Genomic DNA, 23,379 nt, shown 5'->3' with positions numbered 1-23,379 from the left:
GCGCAAACATTGGCCAAAAGTCATCCGCCACAGACGAGAAGAGCCGCCCCGCGCACACGGTGCGAGGCGGCTCTTCTGACGTTCCGGCTCAGGAGCCGATGAACTCCTCGGTCTCTCCGAAGGAGGGCTCCTCACGGATCTCGACCTTCGCTCCAAGGCCATCGGTATCGAGCACCACGATCTCGTTGCGGCCGACCTTCCAGAGCGGTGCCGGCGCGTAGAGCGTCTCCTGCGGCCCGACTTTCCAGTACCGCCCCAGGAGGAACCCGTTCAGCCAGACCATCCCCTTCGATCCCGCGGGGAACGCCAGCCAGGCATCGAGCGGCTCGGCGACGTCGAACGAGGCGACGGCGAGGCCGTCGGAGGCGTTCGCCGGCAAGCCGGAAGCCGCCGAGCGGGGAGTCGCCAAGTGGGTAGTCGCCGAATGCGCGGTCACGGCAGGAGCATCCTGCGGGATGAGGCGATGCGTCCACCCGTTGACGAGCCGGCGGCCGATCATCACGCCGCGCATGATGCCCTTGCCCTCACCCGTGTACGGACCGTAATTGATGCGCCCGAGACTCTCGACCACGATCGTGAGCCGCCCGGCGCCGCCGCCTACGGGCAGGGAGAGCGAGGTATCGCCATCGCGCTCGAGCACGCCGAGCCGCAGCCCGTCGAGGGACACCACGGCACGGTCATGCAGTCCGTCGATCGTGAGCACGGCCTCGGCGGGAAATGACACGTCCGCCTGATACGCGACCAGACCGTCTTCAGCACCGAGCTCTTCGAACGTGCGCGGTCGCGGCGAGACGTCGCCGGTCACGGGGAGAGTCGCGATCAGCTCCCCCAGCGAAGCCCGTGGTTCGAGCGGTGCGGTCGCGGCGCTCTGCCGCTGCGGATCGGCGGGGATCGGAGGGAGCTCACCCGCATGGAACGGCGCGAACATCGACCGCAGCGCATGGAACTTCTCGTTCAGCGTGCCGTCTTCGCCGATCGGTGCATCCGAGTCGTAACTGGTGACCGTCGGCTGCAGCACCTGGTCATGGTTCGCCCCGTTCCAGAGGCCGAAGTTCGTGCCGCCGTGCGCCATGTAGAGGCTCACGGATCCGCCCGCAGCCAGCAACTCCGCGATCGTGCCGCCGGTGCTCGCGGCGGAGCGCACGTGGTGCCGTTCGCCCCAGTGGTCGAACCAGCCGCCCCACAGCTCGCTGCACATGAGCGCATCGCCCTCGCGACGCAGCTCGACCGCCCGCGCGACGCCGGTACCGAAGGTGAAGGTCGCCATCGCACCCGGAACACTGCCGTGCTCGATCATGTCGCCGGTGATGCCGTCGGCGGTCGTGAGCATCTCGACCATCCCGCGGCGACGGAGCCCATCGCGCAGGTGTGCGAGGTAGGCGGAATCGCTGCCGAACGAGCCGTACTCGTTCTCGATCTGGATCGCGACGATCGGTCCGCCGTGCGCCGCCTGCAGAGGGGCGAGGCGGGGGATCAGCGCGTCGTACCACGCGTCGACCGCCGCGAGGAAGTCGGCGTCGCTGGTGCGCAGTGCCGTGACCCGCCCCGACAGCCAGAACGGGATGCCGCCGTTGGACCACTCGGCGCAGATGTAGGGACTGGGCCGGAGGAAGACATCGAGTCCGACGTCTCCGGCGAGGCGGATGAAGCGCTCGATGTCGCGCCACCCGTCGAAGTGCGCATCGCCCTCGACGCGCTCATGGAAGTTCCAGGCGACATACGTGTCGACCGTGTTCGCGCCCATCGCGGCGAGCCGACGGAGGCGGTCCTCCCACTGGTCGGGATGGACGCGGAAGTAGTGGATCGAGCCCGCCAGGATGCGGTGGGCGACGCCGTCGCGGAGAATCTCCCCGTCACGCCAGGTCAAGGTGGGCGCGCCGATCGGCGACGCGGCGGCCGGGGCGTCGACGGCGACGGAAGAGTCGTCGAGAGCCGAGGCGAGAAGGTCAGGCATAGCGCTCCAAGCACGAGTGTTTGCGTTCACATTATCGCATCACACGACTCGCCGCCTCCTGGATTCACGCCGATTGATCGCTACCATTGAGCACATGTCACCTCGTCGCCCGAGAGACGACCGCGCCCCCAGCCAGGTCGATGTCGCCCAGCTCGCCGGAGTCTCCACGCAGACCGTCTCGCGCGTCATGTCCGGGCAGGACAACGTGCGCCCCGACACCGCCAGGCGCGTGCTCGCAGCGGTCGAAGAGCTCGGCTATCGCGTGCACGCCGCCGCCGCATCCCTCGCCTCCGGCCGCACCCGTGTGCTCGGTGTGATCGTCGTCTCGACCGACCGATACTCGTCAGCGGCCCTCGGTGTCGGCATCCAGCAGGCGGCTGCGGCGAACGGATACACCGTCTCGACGGCGGCCGTCGCCGACCATGCGTCGGCCGAGGCGTTCCTGGAGGCCTTCGACCGGCTGGAGCGTCAGGGCGCGGAAGGCATCATCCTCGGGGTGCCGGTCGAGCTCGAGAGTCCGGCCATGCGGGCGCGCACCGAACGCACCCCCGCAACCCGCAGCGAGCGCACCTCTCTCGACGAAGACGCCCCTCTCGCCGTCGACCAGCGCGCGATCGCGCGTCTCGCCGTCGAGCACCTGCTCGATCTCGGGCACAAGACCGTCTGGCACGTCTCCGGCGACGACTACTGGACCGAGACGCAGCAGCGCAGCGAGGCGTGGGAACAGACGCTCCGCGACCGCGGAATCGTTCCCCCGCCGCTGATCCCCGCCGACTGGACGCCCGAGTCGGGCTACCGCGCCGGTCGCACGATCGCGGCCATCCCCGAGGCCACGGCCGTGTTCGTCAGCAGCGACGAGATGGCGTTCGGACTGATCCGCGCGCTGCACGAGGCCGGTCGCAGCGTTCCCGACGACGTCTCGGTGGTGAGCGTCGACGACATCGCCCTCGCCGCCTACGCCTCCCCCGCGCTCACCACGGTCCGCCAACCCTTCGAGGCGATGGGCCGCGCGGCCGCGCTCCGGGTGATCGCTCAGATCGAGGGACACGATGCGGTCGGCGAGATGCCCTCCACCGACCCTCAGCTCATCGTGCGCTCGTCCACCGCGCCGCCGCGCTCCGCGTAGTACCTGGCGCATCCGCGACCTCCTCCCACCCGCCTCATCGCGAGACAGAACTCATCGCGAGACCGAAAGCGAATTGATGCAACTGGCACCGAAGGCCGTGGTCGTCGCCGTTCTGCGGAGCGCAATACCCTGGGCGATACTCCTCATCGCTGCAGTCGGGCTCGTGCTCGGCATCCCTGCGATGCGGATCCCCATCGTCTTCGCGGTCCTCGGACTCGCCGTAGTCGTCGCGCTCATCGAGCTCACCTGGCTGACGCCGGCTGCTGTACGGAGCTTTCGATACTCCGTCTCATCTGACGGGATCCATACCTCGGAGGGCGTCGTCTTCCAGCGAGAGAACTTCTTGCCGATGCAGCAGATCCTGATCGTCGAGCGGCGCCAGGGACCGATCATGCGGTCCGTCGGGCTCGTGAAGGTCCGATTGCGGGTTCCCGGGTCGTACGTCGACATCGACGGTGTCACCGACGACGCCTTCATCGATCTGCAACGCGAAGTCCGATCGGCCCATGCTCCCGATGCTCATGGTTAGAAGGAACAGCCGCGTCATGATCGCGATCGTCGGTGTTCGCGCCCTCCTCGGCGGCATCGTCGGCACCGCAGTCTCCCTTCTCATCAGCGCACTGGTCGGCAAGCCCGTGCCACTCGTGGTGTATCTGATCCTGCTCGTCGGGTTCGTCGTGCGACTCGTCTTCGCGGTTGCCGAGTGGCGGAGCACGACGTATCAGCCCCTCGAATCCGAGCTCACGTACCGGTCAGGTTATGTCAGCTCGAGTTCGCTGCAGGTGCCCTGGTCGAGTGTGCGGGGCGTCTATGTCGAAACCCCCTGGCTTCTGCGCCTGTTCGGGCGATCCGAACTCCGAGTCGCCCACGGTACGGGGCAGGCGAACGACATCCATTTCAGAGCACTCACCCCTGCGGCGATCGCAGAACTCCGCACCCATATCGAAAGCTCCCGCGAGGCGGGCGCCCGCGATGTCGACTTCTTCGACGACACGGAGGAGTTCACGGGCGCCGAGATCTGGCTGTACGCCTTCACGCATTCGCGGTGGTACGTCATCTTCCCCCTCGCCATCGCCGCGATCGGATTGCTCTCGCAGTTCTTGGAACGCGACATCATTCAGACTTCCCTCTTTCTCTGGGACCGACTGATCCGGTTGCCGGTCGCGATGATGGTGGTCGCCCTGGCAGGCACGTGTGCGCTGGCGATCGCGACAGGGGTCATCTCCAGGATGGTGGAGATGTCGAACTTCCGGATCCGGCGGACGGCGGAACTGATCGAGACCCGACAGGGACTGCTGTCGACCAGGACGCGCACGATCGATTGCGCTGACATCACCCTGCTCGATCTGCAGCAGCCCGTTCTGTTTCGTCTGGCTCATCGCAGCATCGTGCGCGTGTCGGGCGGATCGGGTGAGGGAGACCCACAGAACTTCTTGTCTCCTCATGCCACGGCCCAAGAAGCGACTTCAGCGATTCAGAGTGTCTTCCCGAATCATCGGCAGGGCACACTCATCGCGCGGTCGAGGCTCTTCGGCGTGATCGCCATCGGTGCGATCTGGATCGGGGCGATCATCATCGTCCAGTCGTTGATCGGAGCGGCGTGGTCGGTGGTAGCAGGCACAGCTCTGATCATCGTCATCGCGTTGTGGAGCGTGCGCGCACCGTCCCGGTTCTTCCTCTCACCCGACGGGGTCGTGGAGATCCATCGAGGAATCCTGTTCCGTAGGCGGCTTCTCTTCCGAGCTTCTTCGATCCTTCACTACGAATCCGTCGTCAGCCCCGTGGGCCGATGGCTCCCTGCGAACACGATGAAGGTCACCGTTGCCGACAGAGGCACACGAGAGATCTCGATGAGGGCTGTCCCACTGAGAGAGCTACGCGCGTTGGTCCAGGCGCTGACCCAGCTGAAGAGCGTGGGGACATATCGATACAGCCGGATTCCCGACGTGACCGAAGACACGACAGACGACGTCACCGCCGCCCCTCCGACGTCGACAGAAGCTGTTCTCACCCGCCCCACACCGCCCGGGCGCCGGCCTCGCCGATGAGCACGACCATGACCGTGCTCCCTGCGCCGCTCACCACGGCCAATGCGGCCAGAATCATGCGCGCTGTCCTGCGAGGCCCCTCGGTGAAGCGGTACCAGCACCACTGCACCGCGGCGACGACGAACATCGCCAGCGCCCATGGCCACAGGAGCCCGCCGAGAGCCGCATGATGGACGACGGCCGGCACCGGTCCCACCTGCTGCGCCAACGCCTCACCCGCGAGCATCGTGATGGGCACGAGCACCAGCACGGCCAGCGCGGCGATCGGTGTGACGACGCCGAGCCTCTTGCGCGCGGCGGGCAGGAAGGCGCCGAGGATCAGTGCCAGCGCCGTGAGCGGCACGAGGATGACCACCGCGTGGACGATGAGCGGATGCAGCGGGAGGCCGTCGATCTCGAAGAGGTCCATACTCAGGACACGGGATGACATCGCGCGAGGTTCAGATGAACTTCTCGCCCGGCTGTCTCGTGTCTTCGGAGAGGACCGAAGGAGGTGGCGGATGCCGAAGGATGATGCGGCGCGTCTCGGCGCGCTCTACGACGCGCATGCGGCACCGATCTGGCGCTATGTCGTGCACCTCACCGGGGATCGAGCGGGTGCCGACGACGTGGTCCAGGAGACGCTGCTGCGCGCCTGGCGCACTCCGCGGATCCTCGCCGAGGATCCGGAATCGACACGATCCTGGATGTACACGGTCGCCCGACACCTGGTCGTGGACGAGGTGCGCAGCGCCCACCACCGCCGGGAGATCACGACGGATGAACCCCCGGACTCCGCCATGCGAGACGCGACAGACGCCATCTTCGATGCGATCCTCATCGAAGAGGCGCTCTCGGCCCTCTCCGAGGCGCATCGCGAGGTCGTGATCCGCGCGTACTACCGAGGGCTCACCGTGTCGGAGATCTCCGACGAGCTGACGATCCCGGAGGGAACCGTGAAGTCGAGGCTGCACTACGGCCTGCGCGCGCTGCGTCTCGGGCTGCAGGAGAAGGGAGTGACGCGATGAACGCCGACCACGGGCGCTATGCCGACGGGGATGCCGCCTACGTGCTCGGAGCTCTCAGCGCCGCCGATCGCGCCGAATACGAGGCGCACCTCTCGCAGTGCGCCGAGTGCCGCGCGGCCATCGCCGAGATCACGCCGATCCCCGGCCTGCTCTCCCGGGTACCCCCCGAGCGGGCGGAATCGCTGCTGCAGGCAGCGGGTGTCGAGACTCCGGCCCCGGAGCACCGCGCGCGCGTACTGTCCCTGGCCACCGAGCGCGCCCGACGCCGTCGCCGTGCACGGATCGTCGGCATCGCCGCAGCCGCCGCGATCGTGGTGGCCACCGTGGCGGTGCCCGTGATCTCTACTCTGCGTCCACCGTCGACCACGATCGCGCTCGATCAGCTTCGAGACGCGCCGCTGACCGCATCCGTCAGCCTCACCGATGTCGCCTGGGGAACCCGACTCGACATGATCTGCGACTATGGCAGCGAAGGCGACGCGCCCGCGGATGGATGGGCCTACGCGCTGGTGGTGGTGAGCGACGACGGCACCGAGAGCGTGCTGTCGACCTGGCGCGCGCACCCCGGAACCACGGCGCGCCTGAGCGCCGGCACCGAACTCCCGGCGTCCGACATCGCCGCCGTCGAGATCCGTGCTGTCGACTCCGGAACCGTGCTGATGCGATCGGCGCTCGACGGATCCTGAACCTTTCCCCGTCGCCTCTCGTGTACCCCATGACCGCACCCGCGGTCCTGCACAGGAGGTTCACCATGCTCTCGAGAGTCTCGAAGACCGCGGCCGTCGCCGCGCTGCTCATGACGTTCGTCGTCGCCGGCTGCACGTCGACCGGCGGAAGCTCCGGCGGTGGGGCGCAGGACACGGGCGGCGCCTACGGCCAGTCCTCCGGATCGAGCGCCCCCACCTCGGGATCGTCGTCCGGCTCAGACACTCTGATGACCGCGGACTCGGATCTCGGCGAGATCGTCGTCGACGCCGACGGGAAGACGCTCTACATGTTCGACAACGACACGCAGGACTCGGGGAAGAGCTCGTGCACCGGCGAGTGCCTGACGAACTGGCCGCCGCTGACCGTCGAGAGCGACGCGCCGGCCGTCGAAGGCGTGACCGGCGAAGTCGGCACCATCACCACGGCCGACGGCTCCACTCAGGTGACCCTCAACGGCTGGCCGCTTTACTACTTCGCCGGTGATGCCGCCGCAGGAGACGTCAACGGTCAGGGCGTCGGCGGCATCTGGTGGGTGCTCTCCCCCGCCGGGGAACGCATGGCCGAGTGACGTCGCGCAGGCGTCGGCCCACGGTGTCACCAGCGACCGTGCCGGTGCTCCCACTCGTCCTCGACGGTGCGCCGCCGCCCCGCGACGATGCCGGCGGGGATCGCGACGATCAGCACACCCGCGATGACGAGCAGCGGAATCCGCCAGCCCGCGGTCGTCTCGTGCAGCAGTCCGACCAGCAGGGGGAAAGTCGCCGCGATGGCGTAGCCGATGCTCTGCACGAAGCCGCTCAGCGCCACTGCGCTCTCCGGAGTGCGGGCGCGGATGCTGAGCAGCACCAGACTCAGAGGGAACATGATGGCTGTGAGGCCGAAGATGCTCACCCACAGCGGCAGGGCCACGGTCGGCGCGAACAGGAAGCCGGCGAGTCCCACCAGCCCTCCGCCGACCGCGACGAAGAAGAGCGGGCGCGTCGCCTGGAAGCGCACGACGAGGATCGGCACGAGCAGCGAGCACGGGAGACCGATCAGCGCGAAGAGGGAGAGCAGGAAGCCCGCGGTCGCCGGAGTGACGTCACCGATGTCCACGAGCATGGTCGGCATCCATGCGAACGAGACGTACGCCATGGTCGACGACGCCCCGAAGACGATCGCGAGCGCCCAGGCGAGCGGAAGCCGCCACAGCCGGGCGAAGTACCGGCGGTTCGCAGGGGTGGTCGAGATCGGACCGGTCGCGACGGCCACCGCATCCTGCACGTCGTCGACGCCGTCGGTCGGGTCGGGGGCCAGGAGCTCGTTCTTCACCGGATCGCGATTCACCGGCTCGACCGCCCGCGAGCCGTTCTTCAGCAGCAGTGCCACCCAGGGCACCAGCGCGATACCCGCGACGATGCCCCACATCCCCAGCGACACCCGCCAGCCGAGAGAGTCGGCCACCGGCACGGCGACCAGCGGAGGCAGGAACGTCGACACCGCCATCGTGGTCGAGTAGATGGTCATCATCACCCCGAGCCGATCCGGGAAGTACTTCTTCACCAGCGGCGGGAGGAGCACGTTGCCCGAGCCGACGCCCGCGAACACGACCGCGGTGGCCGCGAGCAGAGTCGTCGAATCGAACGCGAGGCCGCGCAGCAGCAGGCCCAGAGCCATGAGCGTGATCGCGGCGACCGCCATCCGCTCCAGGCCGAATCGACGCTCGAACAGCGGCGTGAGCAGACCGAAGATCGCGAAGCAGACCGGCGGTGCGGCACCGATGAGGCCGACGACGACCGGCGAGACCGGGAAGTCCTCGGCGACGTGGTCGATGACCGGAGACAGGGAGGCGACCGCCGAGCGCAGCGAGAACGCCACCAGGACGATCCCCACGAGTGCGAGAGCCCGACCCTGCCAGAGCGGTCGCGCACTCGGCATCGTCATGAGGTCTGTGACCCCTCCACCCAGGCCAGGTATTCATCCGAGACGGTGCCGGTCACGTACCGGCCGTCGAAGCAGCTCATGTCGAGATCGGTGAGCGCCGAGCCCTCGATGATCGCGGCCTTGAGGTCTTCGACCTCCTGGTAGACCAGGTGATCGCACCCGAGCTCCTCGGCGATCTCGGGGATCGTGCGCCCGTGCGCGATGAGCTCGTGGCGCGACGGCATGTTGATGCCGTACACGTGCGGGTGCCGCACGGGAGGCGCAGCAGAAGCGAAGGTCACCGAGGCGGCGCCGGCATCGCGCGCCATCTGGATGATCTCCTTGGAGGTGGTGCCCCGCACGATCGAGTCGTCGATCAGGAGCACGTTCTTGCCCTGGAACTCGGTCGACATGGCGTTGAGCTTCTGGCGCACGCTCTTCTTGCGCACCGCCTGTCCCGGCATGATGAAGGTGCGGCCGACGTAGCGGTTCTTGTAGAAGCCCTCGCGGTACTCGATGCCGAGCTTGCGGGCGACCTCCATCGCCGCAGGGCGCGACGAGTCGGGGATCGGCATGACCACGTCGATCTTGTCCATCGGCACGTGCTTGGCGATCGTGTCGGCGAGCCGATCGCCCATGCGCAGACGCGACTCGTACACCGAGATGCCGTTCATGACGGAGTCGGGACGGGCGAGGTAGACGTACTCGAAGGCGCACGGTGCGAGAGTGGCGGCCGTGGCGCACTGCTTCGAGAACAGCTCTCCGTCGTTGGTGATGAAGATCGCCTCGCCGGGCTCGACCTCGCGCACGACGTCGTAGTCGCCGTTCTCGAGCACGAGCGACTCGCTCGCGACGACCCACTCGTCCTTGCCCTCGGCGCCGGGGACGGTCGAGGGACGACGACCCAGGATCAGCGGACGGATGCCGAACGGGTCACGGAAGGCGAGCAGTCCGTAGCCGGCGATGACGGCGATCACGGCGTAGGCGCCTTCGATGCGCTCGTGCGTGCGCGCCACGGCCTCGAACACCCGCTCGGGGTCGAGGTCGACGGTCGAGGTCGTGTTCTGCAGCTCGCCGGCGAGCACGTTGAGCAGCAGCTCGGTGTCGCTGGAGGAGTTGAGGTGGCGGCGATCGCGCTTGGCCATGTCGGCCGTGAGCTCACGCGTGTTGGTGAGGTTCCCGTTGTGGATGAGGATGATGCCGTACGGCGCGTTCACGTAGAACGGCTGCATCTCCTCTTCGTTCGAGGCCGTGCCCTTGGTGGCGTAGCGCACGTGGCCGAGACCCACGTTGCCGAGCAGGGCTCGCATGTCGCGGGTGCGGAACGCCTCGCGGACCATCCCCTGCGCCTTGGCGTTGTGCATCACGCCGTTCGCCTCGGCGGTGGCGATTCCCGTCGCATCCTGGCCGCGGTGCTGCAGCAGCAGGAGTGCGTCGTAGATGTCCTGATTGACCGGGGCAGAGCCCACCATTCCGACGATGCCGCACATGGGCTCTTACTTCGCTCCGTCCGCGTAGGCGCCGACCAGGCGCACTGCTCCACCGTCGACGCCCTTGGCGCCCTGTTCGAATTCACCGGTCGGACGCGGCCCGAAGCCGACGGTCCCGACCTGCCACGAGGGCATGCCCTCGGCGTTCAGCGCCGCGATCGCGGCATCCTTCTTCTCCGCGGCGACCACGGCGAGGAAGCCGATGCCGAGGTTCCAGGTGCCCTCCGCCGACTCCAGCGTGGACCCGGCGATATCGCTGAGCACGCGGAAGACCGGGCTCGGCGACCAGCTGCTGCGGTCGACCTCGACCCAACTGCCCTGCGGGAGCACGCGCGCGAGGTTCGCCGCGATGCCTCCGCCGGTGACGTGGCTGAGGGCGTGCACGCCGCCGGTTCCCGTGGAGCCGCCGAGCTGCTCGATCAGACGAAGCAGCGGCAGCGTGTAGAGGCGTGTCGGCTCGAGGAGCGCTTCACCCCAGGTCGTGCCGAAGTCGGCGGCGTTGTCGCCGTAGCCGATGCCCGCGCGGGTCACGATGTGACGAACCAGGGAGTAGCCGTTGGAGTGCAGTCCGCTGGAGGCGACCGCGATCACCGTGTCGCCGTCCTGCACGAGTTCCGCGCCGAGGATCGCATCGGCCTCGACCACTCCGGTCGCGGCTCCCGCCACGTCGTAGTCGCGGGGGCCGAGCAGGCCCGGGTGCTCCGCGGTCTCTCCGCCGACCAGCGCGGTGCCGGTGGCCGAGCACGCCTGGGCGATGCCGCGGACGATGTCGGCGATCCGCTCCGGGACGACCTTGCCGCACGCGATGTAGTCGGTCATGAAGAGCGGCTTGGCGCCCACCACGACGATGTCGTCGACGACCATGCCGACCAGGTCCTGCCCGATCGTGTCGTGCTTGTCGATCGCCTGCGCGATCGCGACCTTCGTGCCGACGCCGTCGGTGCTGGTCGCGAGCAGCGGGCGACGGAAGTCGCGCAGCGCGCTGGCATCGAACAGGCCGGCGAAACCGCCGACACCGCCGAGCACTTCGGGACCGTGCGTCGCGCGCACGGAAGACTTCATCAGCTCGACGGCGAGATCACCTGCAGCGGTGTCGACGCCGGCTTCGGAATAGGGATTGGTGGGGGAGGCAGCCACGTCTCCAGCCTACCGCCCGCGGCCGGTCCGACTCTCCGCGAAGTCGGACCTCGGATCCGGAGCCCCGAGCCGCCTACGATGGGGCCATGGCCGACAAGCCGCAGTGGCTCATCCGCGAAGACGCGAGCGTACCCGTGCTCGTCGCGCTCGCACTGCGGCAGCGCCTCGGCATCCGGGTTCCGGAGGACCTGCCGAGCCTCCGCGAACTCGCCGTCCGCGCGCCGGATGCCGTCGACGCCTCCCCCACGATCGAGGCCCAGTGGCGCGACTACTGGGACATGACGGTCGAGCCGCGCGCGCATCCTTCCGACGTGCCACTCGAGCTCATCGACGGGTTCGACACCCTGGTCGCCCTGCCCGCCCACGGTGCGGAGGAGCTCACAGCGGCCATCGCCCCGCAGGCGACGTCGGCTCTGCTCTACGCGCGCGCCGCGCACGACCGCTACGTGAGTTCGATGAAGAGCCACACCGGAGGCGACGCATACCGCGCCTATGCGAGTGCGATCGCGGAGTTCGAGCGCGAAGTCGGCCGACGCGCGCACTCGTTCGAGCTCAACGTGCAGGTGCTGCCGTTCTCGCAGCGCGGCATCTGGTGGATCGGGGCGCTCACGGTGGCGGTGACCGACGGTCTGCGCCGCGACGTCGTGGCGTTCGACGCCGCGATCCGTCCGGTGATCGCCGAGCTGGCCTAGCCCCCGCAGCTTCCGGGATCCACCGTCCCCGCGAGTGCACGGATTGCTTGCGAGTGCACGGGATAGCTGCGCAAAGAAGCCGTGCACTCGGCGATACGCCGTGCACTCGGCGGTACGCCGTGCACTCGGCGGTAGGTGAAGGGGTCAGTCCTCGTCGACGACGGTTTCGCGGTCGACCCGGACGACGCGGTCGTGACGGCGGGCGATGCGCTCCAGGATCAGACCGGTGACGCCGCCGAGCGCGATGCCGATCGGCACCGTCCACAGCAGCAGGAAGCCGAACACCTGACCGGGCGGGTAGACGACGTCGAGGGCCTGCGACTCGTCGAAGCTGCCGGTCCAGGTGAGGATGCCGGCGGCGATCACGCCGACCACGACGCCGATGCCCATGAGCACGCCGTACCGCGGCACACGGCGCACGGTCGCTTCGACGGTCTGGTGGGAATCGGTGGGGGCCATGCATCCATTGTCCCACCGCCGACGCGTGTCGCGTACCCGGGGCGTCGCGGAAGGACGGCCCTCCCCGCGTCCGCTGCGGGGAGGGCCGTCCGTATCGCGTCTCGACTAGACCTCGGTCGTCGTCTGCGCGGTCTCTTCCGTGCGGTTGCGGCGGGCGATGAGCACACCACCGGTCGCCGCGAGGGCGACGACGATCAGGCCGCCCACGATCCACGGCCACACGGGGGCGCCGTCTGATGCCGCGGGCTCGGTCGCGGTGGTCACCGCGGCGGTGGCCTCGGAGTCGGAGGCGGGCTTCTCCTCCGCGACGCCGCAGGCCGCGCCCACCGGGATCACGGCGGTGACCGGGTCGAGCTGCTCGCCTGCGGCGTAGGTGCCGAATGCGGATGCTCCGGCCTCGGTCAGCGTGGTCGGGACTGCGTCGAGCGTCAGCACGCCGTCGACGACCGCCGCGTCGCCGAGCGCGAACTCCGCGAGGCGAACGCCCTTCTGGTCGATGCTCTCGCCGCCCTGCGTCGTACCGGTCACGTCGAAGACCAGGTAGCCCTTGTCCCCAGCGAGCTCGACGGCCGCATTCCCGAGCGTCGTGTTGAGCGCACCGTCGTGACCCGTGAAGGTGATGCTGCCGCCGTAGGTCACGAGGCCCGCGAGGGTCTTGTCGTCGAACGATCCGGTGCCGTTCTCCCACACGTAGTCGGGGTACTGGTAGGCCACGTCGGTCAGCGTCCACCCGCCCTTCGCGATGCCCTCGATGTAGGTGCGGAACGACTCCTTGTATCCCCACTTGAGAGTTGCGCCCTCGACCGTGCACACACCGATCGTGGTGTTCGCCCTGTTCAGGGTGAACACGAGACCGCGGTTCACCGAGCCCTGGAACGTGAGGGTGTGCTCGCCGTCCTCGAGGCTTGCCGGCAGCGAACCCGACCAGGTCGCGACGCCGTTCGCGTCGGCCGTCACCGTCTCGAGCAGCACGGGCGTCGAGTACACGACGACCTTGATGCCCTGCTCGTTCGCGCGGAACCCGGATGCCGACACCGTGGCCGGCTGGCCCGCTCCGAGGGCTGCGAGGTTCTCGTCGTCTGCCTGGATGCCCTCGGTCGCCGGCGGGGCAGCAGGGAGGGTGGTCTTCGGCTTCACGACAGCGGCGGCAACCGTTCCGCTCGAACCGGCCGGCGCCGCCGCGACGGAGCCGATCGTGAATGTCACCGGGTTCAGCGCGGTGCCGTAGCCGGCGAGCACGCGGTCTCGACCGGCATCCGTCAGCGCCGCGGGCGCCGCCGTGTAGGTCACGGCACCGTTGGCCGCGATGCGCGCCGCGTTGGAGAGATCGAGCGTCGCGAACGGCACCTGTGCGCCGCCGCTCGTGACGTACAGCGTCGCCGCCGATGCCGAGGTGATGCGGATCTGCGGGTTCGACACGGTCACATCGAGCACGCCCTGGTGACCGGTGAAGCGCACCGAGCCGCGATAGACGACGCTGCCGAGGCCGGTGTTCACGTCGAAGTCGCCGCCGACGGTCTGACCGAACTGGAACTGCCCGCCCGAACGGGTCGCGCCGTCGGAGACCGCGATGGAGCCCTTCGCGATGTCACCCGTGATGTAGTTCGTGAACGACGACGAGATCGCCCAGCGGAGTGATCCGCCAGGGACGTTCGTGGGCGGAGTCGTCGGGGTGACGGGCTTCTCCGGCACCGTCACACCGAACAGGTCGTCCCACTGCTGCGGGGTGATCGTCACGGTCGAGCGGGCGTAGATCGTGCTCGCGTCGGGCATCGAATGCTGCTTCCACACGATGACCTCATACGACTTCGTGCGGTCGAGGTTCTTCGCCGCGGTCGTGAGATCGACCGCGAAGGCGCCGAACGTGACCTTCTGCACGTACTGCATCGCGAGGAACCCACCATCGGCACTCACGTTGCCCTCGGTGCCGGCTTCGATCAGGGCGACATAGGCTCCAGGGATCTCGCCGAGATTGGTGGCCGCTGCTGCGACGGTCAGGCCGTCCTTCGCGGTCGCAACCTTGACCGTCGTGCCCACAGTCGGCCCCGCCGGGAAGAGCGCGTCCCACTGCTCGTCACTGACTGTGATGGCGCCGCGAGCGTAGATCGTGTTCGCATCGGGCATCGAGTGCTGCTTCCAGACGATCACCTCATACGCCTTCGTGCGGTCGAGCTTGTCGGCCGCGGCCGTCAGGTCCACCGTGAACGCGCCGCCCGTGACCTTCTGCACGTACTGCATCGCGACGAACCCGCCGCCTGCGGTGACGCTCCCTTCGGCGCCCTTCTCGATCACAGCGACGTAGGCACCGGTGATCGCACCGAGCTTCGAAGCCGCAGCGGTGATGGTCAGGCCGTCCTTCATGCTCGCCGACTTCACCGTGGAGGTGATGACCGAGGTGTCGCCGTAGTTCAGGGCGACGCTGCGCTCCTGGTCGGCGTTGACCACGCCACCGGCGGCATACGTGTAGATCCCATAGGAACCGGGGGCCGCCGCGGCGTCCTTCAGCGTCAGCGTCGCCTGGAACGTGCCGTCGGCGGCGATGTCGACCCACTGCGCACGGATCGCGCTCTGGTACTGCTCGGGAACCTGGTTCAGCACCCCCTCGGCCAGAGCCCAGGCCTGCGCGCCCACCGATCGGGTCGACGATGCCGCACCCGTCGAAGGCTGCCATGTCGAGCCGAAGTTGCCGAAGACCACGTAGGTGCCCTGCGGAAGGTGCTGGGGGATCGGCATCCCGCGTCCACCGACATTCGCGGTCGGGTCATAGCCCGAGCCCTTCACGACGACCTTGTCACCGGCTTTGAGAGCCACACCTGCGGCCGGAGTCGTGCCGTCGGCGAGGAACACCTCGATCGCCGCCGAGACCGGAGCCGGCTGCAGGCTCTCCCACTGTGCGTCGGTGACGGCGATGGTCGAGCGTGCATAGATCGTGCTCGCATCGGGGTTCGAGTGCTGCTTCCACGCGATGACCTCGTAGGACTTCGTGCGGTCGAGCTTGTCGGCGGCGGCGGTCAGGTCCACCGTGAAGGCGCCGCCGGAGATCGGGCGCACGTACTGCATCGCCAGGAACCCGCCGCTGCCGGTGACGTTCGCCTCGGTGCCCTTCTCGATCAACGCGACGTACGCACCCGGGATCGCTCCGAGCTTGGTCCCGGAGGCCGTGACGGTCAGACCGTTCGTCGCCGTCGCCGTCTTCACGGCTGTGGAGACCGTCGGAGTCTCGGTGTAGTTCAGGGCGACACTGCGCTCCTGGTCGGCGTTGATCACGCCACCGGCCGCATACGTGTAGATCCCGTAAGACCCCGGCGTCGCCGCGGCATCCTTCAGGGTCACGGTCGCCTGGAACGTGCCGTCGGCCGCGATGTCGACCCACTGCGCGCGGATCGCGCTCTGGTACTGCGCGGGAACCTGGTTCAGCACGCCCTCGGCCAGAGCCCACGTCTGCGCACCGACGGAACGGCTCGAAGATACCGCACCCGTCGAGGGCTGCCATGCCGAAGCGAAATTGCCGAACACCACGTATGTGCCCTGCGGAAGGTGCTTCGGGATCGGCACACCACGGCCCTCGGTCCCGAGGTTCGCCGCCGGGTCGTAACCCGAGCCCTTCACGACGACCTTGTCGCCGGCTTTGAGCGCCACACCGGCGGCCGGAGTCGTGCCGTCGGCGAGGAACACCTCGATCGTCGCCGACTTCGGGGTCTCGCCCGGTTCCGTACCGGGATCGGTCCCCGGATCCGTACCGGGATCGGTCCCCGGATCCGTGCCAGGATCGGTCCCCGGATCCGTGCCAGGATCGGTCCCCGGATCGGTTCCGGGGTCGGTTCCCGGATCGGTGGGGGCGGCACCGAACACCGCGTCCCACTGCCCGGCCGAGATGCCGACGTCGCCGCGGCCGTAAATCGTGGTCTCGTTCGGGTTCGAGTGCTTCTGCCAGACGAGAACCTCATAGGTCTTCGTGCGGTCCAGCGAGCCGGCCGGTGCGTCGAGCGTGAACGTGCTCGCCCCTCCGGCGACGGTCGGCATCACGAAGGCGGCGTACCCGCCACCACCGGAGAGGCCCGCCTCCGTCCCCTTCACGATGAGCGCCGCGTATGCGCCCTCGACTTCGGGGAGACCGCTCGCCTGCACCTGCACACTCACTCCGGAGGCGCCTGCGGAGGCGACCGTGGCAGTGACCATCGCACCGGCGGCGTGCGCGGGTGGCACGATCACGGCGCCGGCGGCGATGAGGAGGAAGGAGACGAAAGCGGCGAGCAGCACGCGTATGCGTGCGCTCCCGGGGGATGCTGTGGCTGTGGCGTTCACGGTTCTCCATGGCTCCGGGCGCGCAGAAGCACACGCGCGCCGGCGGTGCCGCAATGCAGTCGGGCGAGGGTTAAATTTTGGTTAGGCTCAGCTAAGTAAGCCGCCGACCCTGAGCGTAGAGGGGGGAATCAGCGCGCGTCAAGTTTTAGGATAGCCTTGCCTAATGCGTCGCGCTTCCGCCCTTCTCCTCGTCGCCGCGTTGGCCGTCGGGCTCACGGCCTGCACCGAGCCGGGAGGCACGGCCGCACCGGCCGCCGTCGCCGACGACGACTGCCCCCAGGCATCCCTCCCGCTCGCCGCACTCGATCTGATCGACGACGTCCGCGCGCACACCGGCCCATCCACCGCCTGCCTCTCGACCCACGCGATCGCGCCCGTCGACGACGACAGCGCTCCGACGCTGCCTGTGACGGTGACCGACAGCGAAGGCCACGAGATCGAGATCACCGATATCGACCGGATCCTCCCGATCGACATCTCGGGCACGATCGCGTCGACCGTGTTCGCACTCGGGCTCGGCGATCAGGTCGTCGGTCGCGACGCCTCCACCGTCTTCGCCGGCACCGAAGACCTTCCCGTCGTGACCAAGACCGGCCACACGCTCAACGCCGAGGCGATCCTCGAGCTGGCCCCGACCGTCGTCCTCACCGACACCACGATCGGCCCGAAGGAGGTGCGTCAGCAGTTGCGCGACGCGGGCATCGCCGTCGTCGTGATCTCCAGCGACCGTCGGCTCGACACCACCGACGCACTCGTGACCGAGATCGCCACCGCGCTCGGCATGCCTCGCCGCGGGGAAGCGCTCATCGATCGACTGGACGCCTCGGTCGACGAGACGCTCGCGGAGATCGCCGAGATCGTTCCCGCCGACGAAGCCGATCGCGCCCGGATGCTGTTCCTCTACGTCCGCGGCAGCGCGAACGTCTACTACATCTTCGGAGAGGACTCCGGAGCCGACTCGCTGATCGACGCGGTGGGCGGGGTCGATGTGGCGGCCGAGATCGGGTGGGAGGGCATGAAGCCGATGACCGCCGAGGCCCTCGTCGCCGCGCAGCCCGACGTGCTGGTGATGATGACCGACGGGCTCGAATCCGTGGGCGGCATCGACGGGCTGATCGAGCGGATCCCCGCCGTGGCGCAGACCCCCGCCGGTGCGAACCGTCGCGTGATCGACATGGCCGACAGCGAGATCCTGAGCTTCGGTCCGCGCACCGCCGACGTGATCGGCGCTCTGGCCCGCGCCCTGTACGCCCCCGAGCCCGCGAAGTGACCGGGGAGGTCGTCACCCCGACTCCGACGAGGCACCGGGGCCTGCGCTTCACCCTGGTGACGGTGGGCCTGGTGATCGCGCTCGCGATCACGTGCATCGTGTCGATCACGAGCGGGCAGTACGACCTCTCCCCCGCCTCCCTCATCGGCGTGCTCCTGCGCGGCGTCGGGGTCGACACCGCGTGGGCTCCGTCGGCTTCCACCGACTACGGCGTGATCTTCACCCTGCGCATGCCCCGCATCGTGCTCGGCCTCCTCGTCGGCGCCGCCCTCGCGGTCTCGGGAGTGCTCATGCAGGCGATCTTCGGCAACCCGCTCGCGGACGCCGGTGTGGTCGGCGTCTCCTCGGGCGCAGCGCTCGGCGCCGCAGCGAGCATCACGTTCGGGCTCGCGACCTTCGGCATGTGGACCACGCCTGCCTTCGCGTTCCTCGGCGGCCTGATAGCGGTGTTCTCGGTGTACTTCATCAGCCGCTCCGGAGGGCGCACCGAAGTCGTGACGCTCCTGCTCACCGGTATCGCCATCAACGCGATTGCCGGCGCCGGCATGGCCTTCTTCACGTTCCTCGGCACCACATCGACCCGCGAGCAGATCGTGTTCTGGCAGCTCGGTTCGCTGAACGGCGCGCTGTGGTCGAACATCCAGCTCGTCGCGCCGCTCGTGCTGATCGGCGTGGCGGTCGCGCTGATCGTCGCACCGCGCCTGGATCTCTTCGCGCTCGGCGAGCGCACCGCGCGACACCTCGGCGTCAATGTCGAGCTGCTGCGGATCGTGGTGATCGTGACGGTCGCGCTGCTGGTGTGCGCGGCGGTCGCCTTCGCCGGGATCATCGGATTCGCCGGTCTCGTCGTGCCACACCTGATGCGGATGATGATCGGCCCCGCCCACGTGCCGCTCGTGATCGCCTCGGCGCTCGGCGGCGCACTGCTCATCGCGGTCGCCGACCTCGTGGCCCGCACGGCCGTGCCGCTCGCCGATCTGCCCATCGGCATGATCACCTCGCTCGTGGGCGGCCCGTTCTTCCTGTGGCTTCTCGTGCGCACCCGTCGTCGCTCGGGAGGGTGGGCATGACCGTCAGGCTCCGCGGGTCGGGACTCACCGTGCGCGTCGGCGAAGGGCGGACGATCCTCGACGACGCGTCCATCGCGATCCGCTCCGGAGAGGTCCACGCTCTCGTCGGGCCGAACGGGGCGGGCAAATCCACCCTGTTCGGAGTGCTCGCCGGAGATGTCACAGCACAGGCCGGCGCGGTCGAGCTCGACGGCCAGCCGATCGAGCGCGTCAAGCCGCGCACGCTCGCCCAGCAGCGGGCCGTGCTGCTGCAGGAGAACACCGTCACGTTCCCGTTCAGCACTGAGCAGGTCGTGCGCATGGGGCGGACGCCCTGGGCACGCACCCCGGCGGCCGAGGACGACGACGAGCTGGTGTCCGCAGCGATGGCGCAGACCGAGGTCACGGCACTCCGGGCCCGCGCGGTGCCGTCGCTGTCCGGCGGCGAGCGCGCCAGGGTCGCCCTCGCCCGCGTGCTCGCCCAGCACACCGGCCTCCTGCTGCTCGACGAACCGACCGCGGCTCTCGACCTGAAGCACCACGAAGACGTCATGCGGCTGATCCGCGGACGCGCGGATGCCGGGATCGCGGTCGCCATCGTGCTGCACGACCTCAATGCCGCCCTCGCGCATGCCGACCGCGTCACGCTGCTCGCCGAGGGCAGGGTCGCGGCGACGGGCACTCCGGCCGAGGTACTGACCGCCGAGCGGATCGAGCAGGTCTATGGCCAGGCGGTCGACGTGTTCCCGCACCCGGTGACCGGGGTTCCAATGGTGGTCGCGCAACGCTGATCCGCCCGGGGCTAGGACTCCTCCCGCAGCGAGCGGATCATGCTCCGGAGGATCTTCAGCGCTCCCGCCTGCTCGTCCTCGGTCATCCCGGACAGCATCCGGACCTCCACCGAGCGGACGGCGGCAGTCGCCTTCGCGAGACTCTCACGACCGCGGTCGGTGAGGCGGGCGGGGAGAGCCTTGCCGACCGGGGCCTCCGCCGGCCTGGTCACGAACCCGTCCCGCTCCAGCGCCTGCAGCAGCACGTTCATCGACTGCCGCGTGACGAATGCGCCGCGCGCGAGCGCGGAGTTCGACAAGCCGGGTCGCTGAGAGAGCAGTTCGAGGCAGGAGTAGTGGGTGATGGTCATCCCGAGCGGGCGCAGCACCTCTTCCATCGCGGCACGCAGGGCGCTGGACGCTTCTTTCAGCAGGTAGCCCAGTGAGGTGTCGAGGTCGATCCCATCGCGGTCTTGACTCATGTCAGTATTCTGACATACGCTGATCTGTGTCAGAAAACTGACACAAATGGAAGGACTTGCCTCATGCCCGTCACCGGCCCCGACTTCATCTCCCTTCAGGCACGCGACCTCGACGCCTCGCAGGCGTTCTACGAGCAGTACCTCGGCCTCGTCCGCTCCCCGGCAGGACCGCCTCACGCCGTCGTCTTCGAGACGGCTCCGATCGCGTTCGCCCTCCGGGACATCGCCCCGGGCACCGACCTGACCGGTGTCGCCCAGCCCGGCATCGGCACCGCGATCTGGCTTCACGCCACTGATGTCCAGTCCATCCACGATGCACTCCTCGCCGATGGCCACACCATCGTCGCGGACCCGATCGATGGACCGTTCGGCCGCACCTTCACGTTCGCCGACCCCGACGGCTACCGGATCACCCTCCACGACCGCGCCTGACACGCCATCCAGCGGGGCTGACGCCAAGCCCGGAGCCTCATCCCCTCGCGAGGTCCGGTGGGGCTGCGCTAGGGACGCACCGGCAGCACGTCGCTCAAGTCGGCGCGCGTGCCCGAAGCGTGGATGCGTCCGCCGTCTGCGGCATCCGCCCATCGCTCCGTGCCGGTGGACACGGCGATCCAGGTCGCCGCATCCATCTCCACCACGTTCGGCGGCGTGCCACGGGTGTGTCGAGGACCCTGGATGACCTGCACCGCACCGAAGGGAGGCACTCGCACTTCCACGCTGTTGCCCGGCGCCTTCTCGTCGAGCAGCTGCAGCAGATAGCGCACGGCGGTGGCGAGATCGGTGCGCTGCGGCTTCACGCCCGAGGCATCCGCGGAGCGGACGGCATCGAGAGCCGCGCGTCCGTCGACGATGTCGATCTTCCTGGCCATCTCTCCAGACTACGACCGACCGCGCGCCACGAGTCCTATGCTCGGACGCATGAGCATGCATCCCCAGGGCGCCCGCGCCGAGCTGCTCGCGGCAGTCGCCGACCATTCGTGGGGCGTGCGGATCCCGCCACTCGCCGACCCGCAGAGCGCGCACGACGCGGCTGTGCTCATCCTGTTCGGCGTGCTCGATCGCATCCCCGCCCCCACGACCGACGCGGCCGTCGCCCGTGACCTCGACGTGCTGCTGCAGCGACGCGCGCCCACCCTCTCGTCCCACCCCGGTCAGGTCTCATTCCCCGGTGGACGCGTGGAGCCGGACGATGCCGACGTCGTCGCCACGGCGCTGCGCGAAGCCGAGGAGGAGACCGGGCTCGATCCGGCGGGAGTCGAGATCCTGGCCACGCTGCCGGAGATCCCGCTCGCCGCGAGCAACCATCTCGTCACGCCCGTCCTGGCATGGTGGCAGTCGCCGTCGCGGGTCGTGGCGGTCGATCACGCCGAGACGGTCGAGGTGTTCCGGGTTCCCGTCGCGCAACTGCTCGCCCCCGAGACCCGGTTCACCTCGACGATCACCCGCATGGGGCACACGTTCCGGGGCCCGGCGTTCGACGTCGACGGCACGATCGTCTGGGGCTTCACCGCGATGGTGCTCGATGCGCTCTTCGACGCGGCCGGCTGGACCGTGACCTGGGATGCTGCCGTCGAACGGACCGTCGACCTCTGAGCCCCACCGAAACCCGGAGCGCGACCCTCGGTAGTCTGGACGGGTGAAGATTCTCGTCCTCGGTTCCGGTGCCCGTGAGCACGCGATCATCCTCGCCCTGCGGGCCGAGCAGACGGAGCACGAGATCTTCGTGGCTCCCGGCAACGCCGGCATGGCACTGGATGCGAGCCCCGTCTCGCTCGATCCGCTCGACGGCGGCGCAGTCACCGCGTTCGCGCACGAGCACGCGATCGACCTCGTCGTGGTGGGCCCCGAAGCTCCGCTCGTCGCCGGAGTCGCGGATGCCCTGCGCGTCCGCGGCATCCCGGTGTTCGGACCGGGCAAGGCCGCAGCGCAGCTGGAGGGCTCGAAGTCGTTCGCGAAGCGGGTCATGGATGCCGCCGGCGTGCCCACCGGCCGTGCCGTGCGCGCCGCCACCACGGCAGAGGTCGAGAACGCGTTCGACGATCTCGGCGCTCCCTACGTCGTGAAGGCCGACGGTCTGGCTGCGGGCAAGGGCGTCATCGTCACGTCCAACCGCGCCGAGGCGCTCGCGCACGCCGAGCAGTATCTTCCCGCCGGCCCGGTGCTGATCGAGGAGTTCCTGTCCGGCCCCGAGGTCTCCCTGTTCTTCCTGAGCGACGGCGACACCGTGCGCGCGCTCAGCCCCGCCCAAGACTTCAAGCGCGCACTCGACGGCGACGCCGGCCCCAACACCGGTGGCATGGGCGCCTACTCGCCGCTGCCCTGGCTCACCGAGCAGTTCGGCAGCGAGCAGGCCTTCGTCGACGAGGTCACGCGCGACGTGGCACTTCCCGTGGTGCGCCAGCTCGACGCAGAGGGCACGCCGTTCATCGGACTCCTCTACGCGGGCCTGATCCTCACTCCCGCCGGCGTGCGCGTGATCGAGTTCAACGCGCGCTTCGGAGATCCGGAGACGCAGATCGTGCTGCCGCGACTGGTCACCCCACTGTCGGACCTGCTGTTCGCCGCGGCCTCGGGAACCCTCGAGGACCAGCCGGATCCCGTGTTCAGCGACGATGTCGCCATCACGGTCGTGCTGGCCAGCGAGGGATACCCCGAGGCACCGCAGACCGGCCGCCCGATCGAGGGCCTCGCGGAAGCCGCGGCCGTCGAGGGCGTCCGCATCGTGCACGCCGCGACCGCGAGCCCGGATGCTCCCGGCGGATCGCTCATCGCGACGGGAGGCCGTGTACTGAACGTGGTGGCGGTGGCTTCCGACTTCCGCACCGCGCGCGACCGCGCGTACGAGGCGATCGCCCGCATTCATCTCGACGGCTCCCACTACCGCACCGACATCGCCGCTCGCGTCGCCGAGTAGCCCTCCGCGCCCCGCCCCTGCCCCGCCGGCCCGTCCCGCCCCCTCTGTGTGCCCCCTCCGCCGAGC

21 protein-coding genes and 1 pseudogene are annotated in these 23,379 nt (G+C 69.0%); 13 read left to right on the top strand and 9 right to left on the bottom strand.

All coding sequences use genetic code 11. The features are described from left to right. Positions 1-88 precede the first annotated feature (88 nt). Positions 89-1,954: a beta-galactosidase family protein gene (locus ABDC25_RS02485; protein ID WP_021199180.1), complete on the bottom strand. Its 1,866-nt coding sequence runs from the start codon at positions 1,952-1,954 to the stop codon at positions 89-91. A gap of 94 nt (positions 1,955-2,048) precedes the next feature. Between ABDC25_RS02485 and ABDC25_RS02480 the strand changes: the two genes are divergently transcribed. The 3 genes from ABDC25_RS02480 to ABDC25_RS02470 all read left to right on the top strand — a co-directional run bounded on the left by ABDC25_RS02480 (position 2,049) and on the right by ABDC25_RS02470 (position 5,128). Next, complete coding sequence (locus tag ABDC25_RS02480) at positions 2,049-3,080, top strand: substrate-binding domain-containing protein (protein WP_021199181.1); 1,032 nt, start codon at positions 2,049-2,051, stop codon at positions 3,078-3,080. A gap of 76 nt (positions 3,081-3,156) precedes the next feature. Further along, positions 3,157-3,609 (top strand): PH domain-containing protein, encoded by a 453-nt coding sequence (locus ABDC25_RS02475; RefSeq protein ID WP_021199182.1) that lies wholly within the window; start codon positions 3,157-3,159, stop codon positions 3,607-3,609. Next, entirely contained in the window at positions 3,587-5,128 is a 1,542-nt protein-coding gene (locus ABDC25_RS02470; RefSeq protein ID WP_347124677.1) for a PH domain-containing protein, read from the top strand. The genes ABDC25_RS02475 and ABDC25_RS02470 overlap by 23 nt, the downstream gene beginning before the upstream one ends. Here ABDC25_RS02470 and ABDC25_RS02465 read toward each other — a convergent pair. Continuing rightward, positions 5,091-5,558: pseudogene (locus ABDC25_RS02465) on the bottom strand (DUF2231 domain-containing protein); the annotation flags it as partial. The gene ABDC25_RS02470 and the pseudogene ABDC25_RS02465 overlap by 38 nt on opposite strands. 70 nt (positions 5,559-5,628) lie before the next feature. Between ABDC25_RS02465 and ABDC25_RS02460 the strand changes: the two are divergent. The 3 genes from ABDC25_RS02460 to ABDC25_RS02450 are packed head-to-tail and all read left to right on the top strand — an operon-like array spanning position 5,629 to position 7,411. Next, entirely contained in the window at positions 5,629-6,135 is a 507-nt protein-coding gene (locus ABDC25_RS02460; protein WP_167253713.1) for a sigma-70 family RNA polymerase sigma factor, read from the top strand. Continuing rightward, positions 6,132-6,821, top strand: coding sequence for a zf-HC2 domain-containing protein (locus ABDC25_RS02455; RefSeq protein WP_347124675.1), 690 nt, complete (start codon positions 6,132-6,134; stop codon positions 6,819-6,821). The genes ABDC25_RS02460 and ABDC25_RS02455 overlap by 4 nt, the downstream gene beginning before the upstream one ends. Positions 6,822-6,850: 29 nt before the next feature. Further along, positions 6,851-7,411, top strand: a complete 561-nt coding sequence (locus ABDC25_RS02450) for a hypothetical protein (RefSeq protein WP_347124673.1) — start codon at positions 6,851-6,853, stop codon at positions 7,409-7,411. A gap of 26 nt (positions 7,412-7,437) precedes the next feature. Here the strand turns inward: ABDC25_RS02450 and ABDC25_RS02445 are convergent, their stop codons facing one another. Genes ABDC25_RS02445 through purM form a run of 3 tightly spaced genes read right to left on the bottom strand, consistent with a single transcriptional unit; the run spans position 7,438 to position 11,372 of the window. Next, positions 7,438-8,766, bottom strand: coding sequence for an MFS transporter (locus tag ABDC25_RS02445; protein ID WP_021199188.1), 1,329 nt, complete (start codon positions 8,764-8,766; stop codon positions 7,438-7,440). Beyond that, positions 8,763-10,235 carry an amidophosphoribosyltransferase gene (gene purF, locus ABDC25_RS02440; RefSeq protein WP_021199189.1) on the bottom strand — a complete coding sequence of 491 codons (1,473 nt, stop codon included), beginning with the start codon at positions 10,233-10,235 and terminating at the stop codon, positions 8,763-8,765. The genes ABDC25_RS02445 and purF overlap by 4 nt, the downstream gene beginning before the upstream one ends. A gap of 6 nt (positions 10,236-10,241) precedes the next feature. Continuing rightward, positions 10,242-11,372, bottom strand: a complete 1,131-nt coding sequence (gene purM, locus ABDC25_RS02435) for a phosphoribosylformylglycinamidine cyclo-ligase (RefSeq protein WP_347124671.1) — start codon at positions 11,370-11,372, stop codon at positions 10,242-10,244. A gap of 86 nt (positions 11,373-11,458) precedes the next feature. Here purM and ABDC25_RS02430 point away from each other — a divergent pair, with 86 nt between their 5' ends. Next, positions 11,459-12,064 (top strand): hypothetical protein, encoded by a 606-nt coding sequence (locus ABDC25_RS02430; protein ID WP_021199191.1) that lies wholly within the window; start codon positions 11,459-11,461, stop codon positions 12,062-12,064. A gap of 144 nt (positions 12,065-12,208) precedes the next feature. On the opposite strand, the gene ABDC25_RS02425 is transcribed toward ABDC25_RS02430, so the two are convergent. Then, entirely contained in the window at positions 12,209-12,523 is a 315-nt protein-coding gene (locus ABDC25_RS02425; protein ID WP_021199192.1) for a hypothetical protein, read from the bottom strand. Positions 12,524-12,628: 105 nt separating this feature from the next. Next, the gene (locus ABDC25_RS02420) at positions 12,629-16,828 is read right to left on the bottom strand and encodes an HtaA domain-containing protein (protein WP_347124668.1); all 4,200 of its coding nucleotides are present in this window, start codon (positions 16,826-16,828) and stop codon (positions 12,629-12,631) included. Between the two features lie 163 nt (positions 16,829-16,991). On the opposite strand from ABDC25_RS02420, the gene ABDC25_RS02415 reads away from it, so the two are divergent. From ABDC25_RS02415 to ABDC25_RS02405, 3 genes are read left to right on the top strand one after another with little or no spacing between them, the layout of a single operon-like run. Further along, entirely contained in the window at positions 16,992-18,098 is a 1,107-nt protein-coding gene (locus tag ABDC25_RS02415) for an ABC transporter substrate-binding protein (protein ID WP_347124666.1), read from the top strand. Next, a complete protein-coding gene (locus ABDC25_RS02410) occupies positions 18,095-19,168 on the top strand; it encodes an iron ABC transporter permease (protein WP_347124664.1) in 1,074 nt (357 codons plus the stop codon). The genes ABDC25_RS02415 and ABDC25_RS02410 overlap by 4 nt, the downstream gene beginning before the upstream one ends. Beyond that, a complete protein-coding gene (locus ABDC25_RS02405) occupies positions 19,165-19,938 on the top strand; it encodes a heme ABC transporter ATP-binding protein (protein WP_347124662.1) in 774 nt (257 codons plus the stop codon). Before ABDC25_RS02410 ends, ABDC25_RS02405 begins: the two co-directional genes overlap by 4 nt. 11 nt (positions 19,939-19,949) lie before the next feature. Here the strand turns inward: ABDC25_RS02405 and ABDC25_RS02400 are convergent, their stop codons facing one another. Next, complete coding sequence (locus ABDC25_RS02400) at positions 19,950-20,399, bottom strand: MarR family transcriptional regulator (protein ID WP_347124660.1); 450 nt, start codon at positions 20,397-20,399, stop codon at positions 19,950-19,952. 63 nt (positions 20,400-20,462) lie between these two features. Here ABDC25_RS02400 and ABDC25_RS02395 point away from each other — a divergent pair, with 63 nt between their 5' ends. After that, the gene (locus tag ABDC25_RS02395) at positions 20,463-20,831 is read left to right on the top strand and encodes a VOC family protein (protein ID WP_021199198.1); all 369 of its coding nucleotides are present in this window, start codon (positions 20,463-20,465) and stop codon (positions 20,829-20,831) included. Positions 20,832-20,899: 68 nt separating this feature from the next. On the opposite strand, the gene ABDC25_RS02390 is transcribed toward ABDC25_RS02395, so the two are convergent. Continuing rightward, a complete protein-coding gene (locus ABDC25_RS02390) occupies positions 20,900-21,268 on the bottom strand; it encodes a sterol carrier family protein (protein WP_021199210.1) in 369 nt (122 codons plus the stop codon). A 49-nt stretch (positions 21,269-21,317) separates the two neighbouring features. Here ABDC25_RS02390 and ABDC25_RS02385 point away from each other — a divergent pair, with 49 nt between their 5' ends. Together ABDC25_RS02385 and purD are read left to right on the top strand one after the other, a co-directional pair. Continuing rightward, positions 21,318-21,992 (top strand): CoA pyrophosphatase, encoded by a 675-nt coding sequence (locus ABDC25_RS02385; protein ID WP_081859751.1) that lies wholly within the window; start codon positions 21,318-21,320, stop codon positions 21,990-21,992. Positions 21,993-22,035: 43 nt separating this feature from the next. Continuing rightward, complete coding sequence (purD, locus tag ABDC25_RS02380; protein WP_347124657.1) at positions 22,036-23,313, top strand: phosphoribosylamine--glycine ligase; 1,278 nt, start codon at positions 22,036-22,038, stop codon at positions 23,311-23,313. The last annotated feature ends 66 nt before the right edge of the window (positions 23,314-23,379 follow it).

Origin of the sequence: Microbacterium sp. SY138 (genome assembly GCF_039729145.1) — a bacterium.
In the GTDB taxonomy this organism is placed as follows: Bacteria; Actinomycetota; Actinomycetes; order Actinomycetales; family Microbacteriaceae; genus Microbacterium; species Microbacterium maritypicum_A.
Note: the sequence above shows the minus strand (reverse complement) of the source record. Positions and strands in the feature narration are given on the sequence as shown.

Bases quoted from the DNA above. Each gene is read 5' to 3' on its own strand.
- ABDC25_RS02485 (WP_021199180.1), bottom strand. From the start codon at position 1,954: ATGCCTGACCTTCTCGCCTCGGCTCTCGACGACTCTTCCGTCGCCGTC.
- ABDC25_RS02480 (WP_021199181.1), top strand. From the start codon at position 2,049: ATGTCACCTCGTCGCCCGAGAGACGACCGCGCCCCCAGCCAGGTCGAT.
- ABDC25_RS02475 (WP_021199182.1), top strand. From the start codon at position 3,157: ATGCAACTGGCACCGAAGGCCGTGGTCGTCGCCGTTCTGCGGAGCGCA.
- ABDC25_RS02470 (WP_347124677.1), top strand. From the start codon at position 3,587: ATGCTCCCGATGCTCATGGTTAGAAGGAACAGCCGCGTCATGATCGCG.
- ABDC25_RS02460 (WP_167253713.1), top strand. From the start codon at position 5,629: ATGCCGAAGGATGATGCGGCGCGTCTCGGCGCGCTCTACGACGCGCAT.
- ABDC25_RS02455 (WP_347124675.1), top strand. From the start codon at position 6,132: ATGAACGCCGACCACGGGCGCTATGCCGACGGGGATGCCGCCTACGTG.
- ABDC25_RS02450 (WP_347124673.1), top strand. From the start codon at position 6,851: ATGACCGCACCCGCGGTCCTGCACAGGAGGTTCACCATGCTCTCGAGA.
- ABDC25_RS02445 (WP_021199188.1), bottom strand. From the start codon at position 8,766: ATGACGATGCCGAGTGCGCGACCGCTCTGGCAGGGTCGGGCTCTCGCA.
- purF (WP_021199189.1), bottom strand. From the start codon at position 10,235: ATGTGCGGCATCGTCGGAATGGTGGGCTCTGCCCCGGTCAATCAGGAC.
- ABDC25_RS02430 (WP_021199191.1), top strand. From the start codon at position 11,459: ATGGCCGACAAGCCGCAGTGGCTCATCCGCGAAGACGCGAGCGTACCC.
- ABDC25_RS02425 (WP_021199192.1), bottom strand. From the start codon at position 12,523: ATGGCCCCCACCGATTCCCACCAGACCGTCGAAGCGACCGTGCGCCGT.
- ABDC25_RS02415 (WP_347124666.1), top strand. From the start codon at position 16,992: ATGCGTCGCGCTTCCGCCCTTCTCCTCGTCGCCGCGTTGGCCGTCGGG.
- ABDC25_RS02405 (WP_347124662.1), top strand. From the start codon at position 19,165: ATGACCGTCAGGCTCCGCGGGTCGGGACTCACCGTGCGCGTCGGCGAA.
- ABDC25_RS02400 (WP_347124660.1), bottom strand. From the start codon at position 20,399: ATGAGTCAAGACCGCGATGGGATCGACCTCGACACCTCACTGGGCTAC.
- ABDC25_RS02395 (WP_021199198.1), top strand. From the start codon at position 20,463: ATGCCCGTCACCGGCCCCGACTTCATCTCCCTTCAGGCACGCGACCTC.
- ABDC25_RS02390 (WP_021199210.1), bottom strand. From the start codon at position 21,268: ATGGCCAGGAAGATCGACATCGTCGACGGACGCGCGGCTCTCGATGCC.
- ABDC25_RS02385 (WP_081859751.1), top strand. From the start codon at position 21,318: ATGAGCATGCATCCCCAGGGCGCCCGCGCCGAGCTGCTCGCGGCAGTC.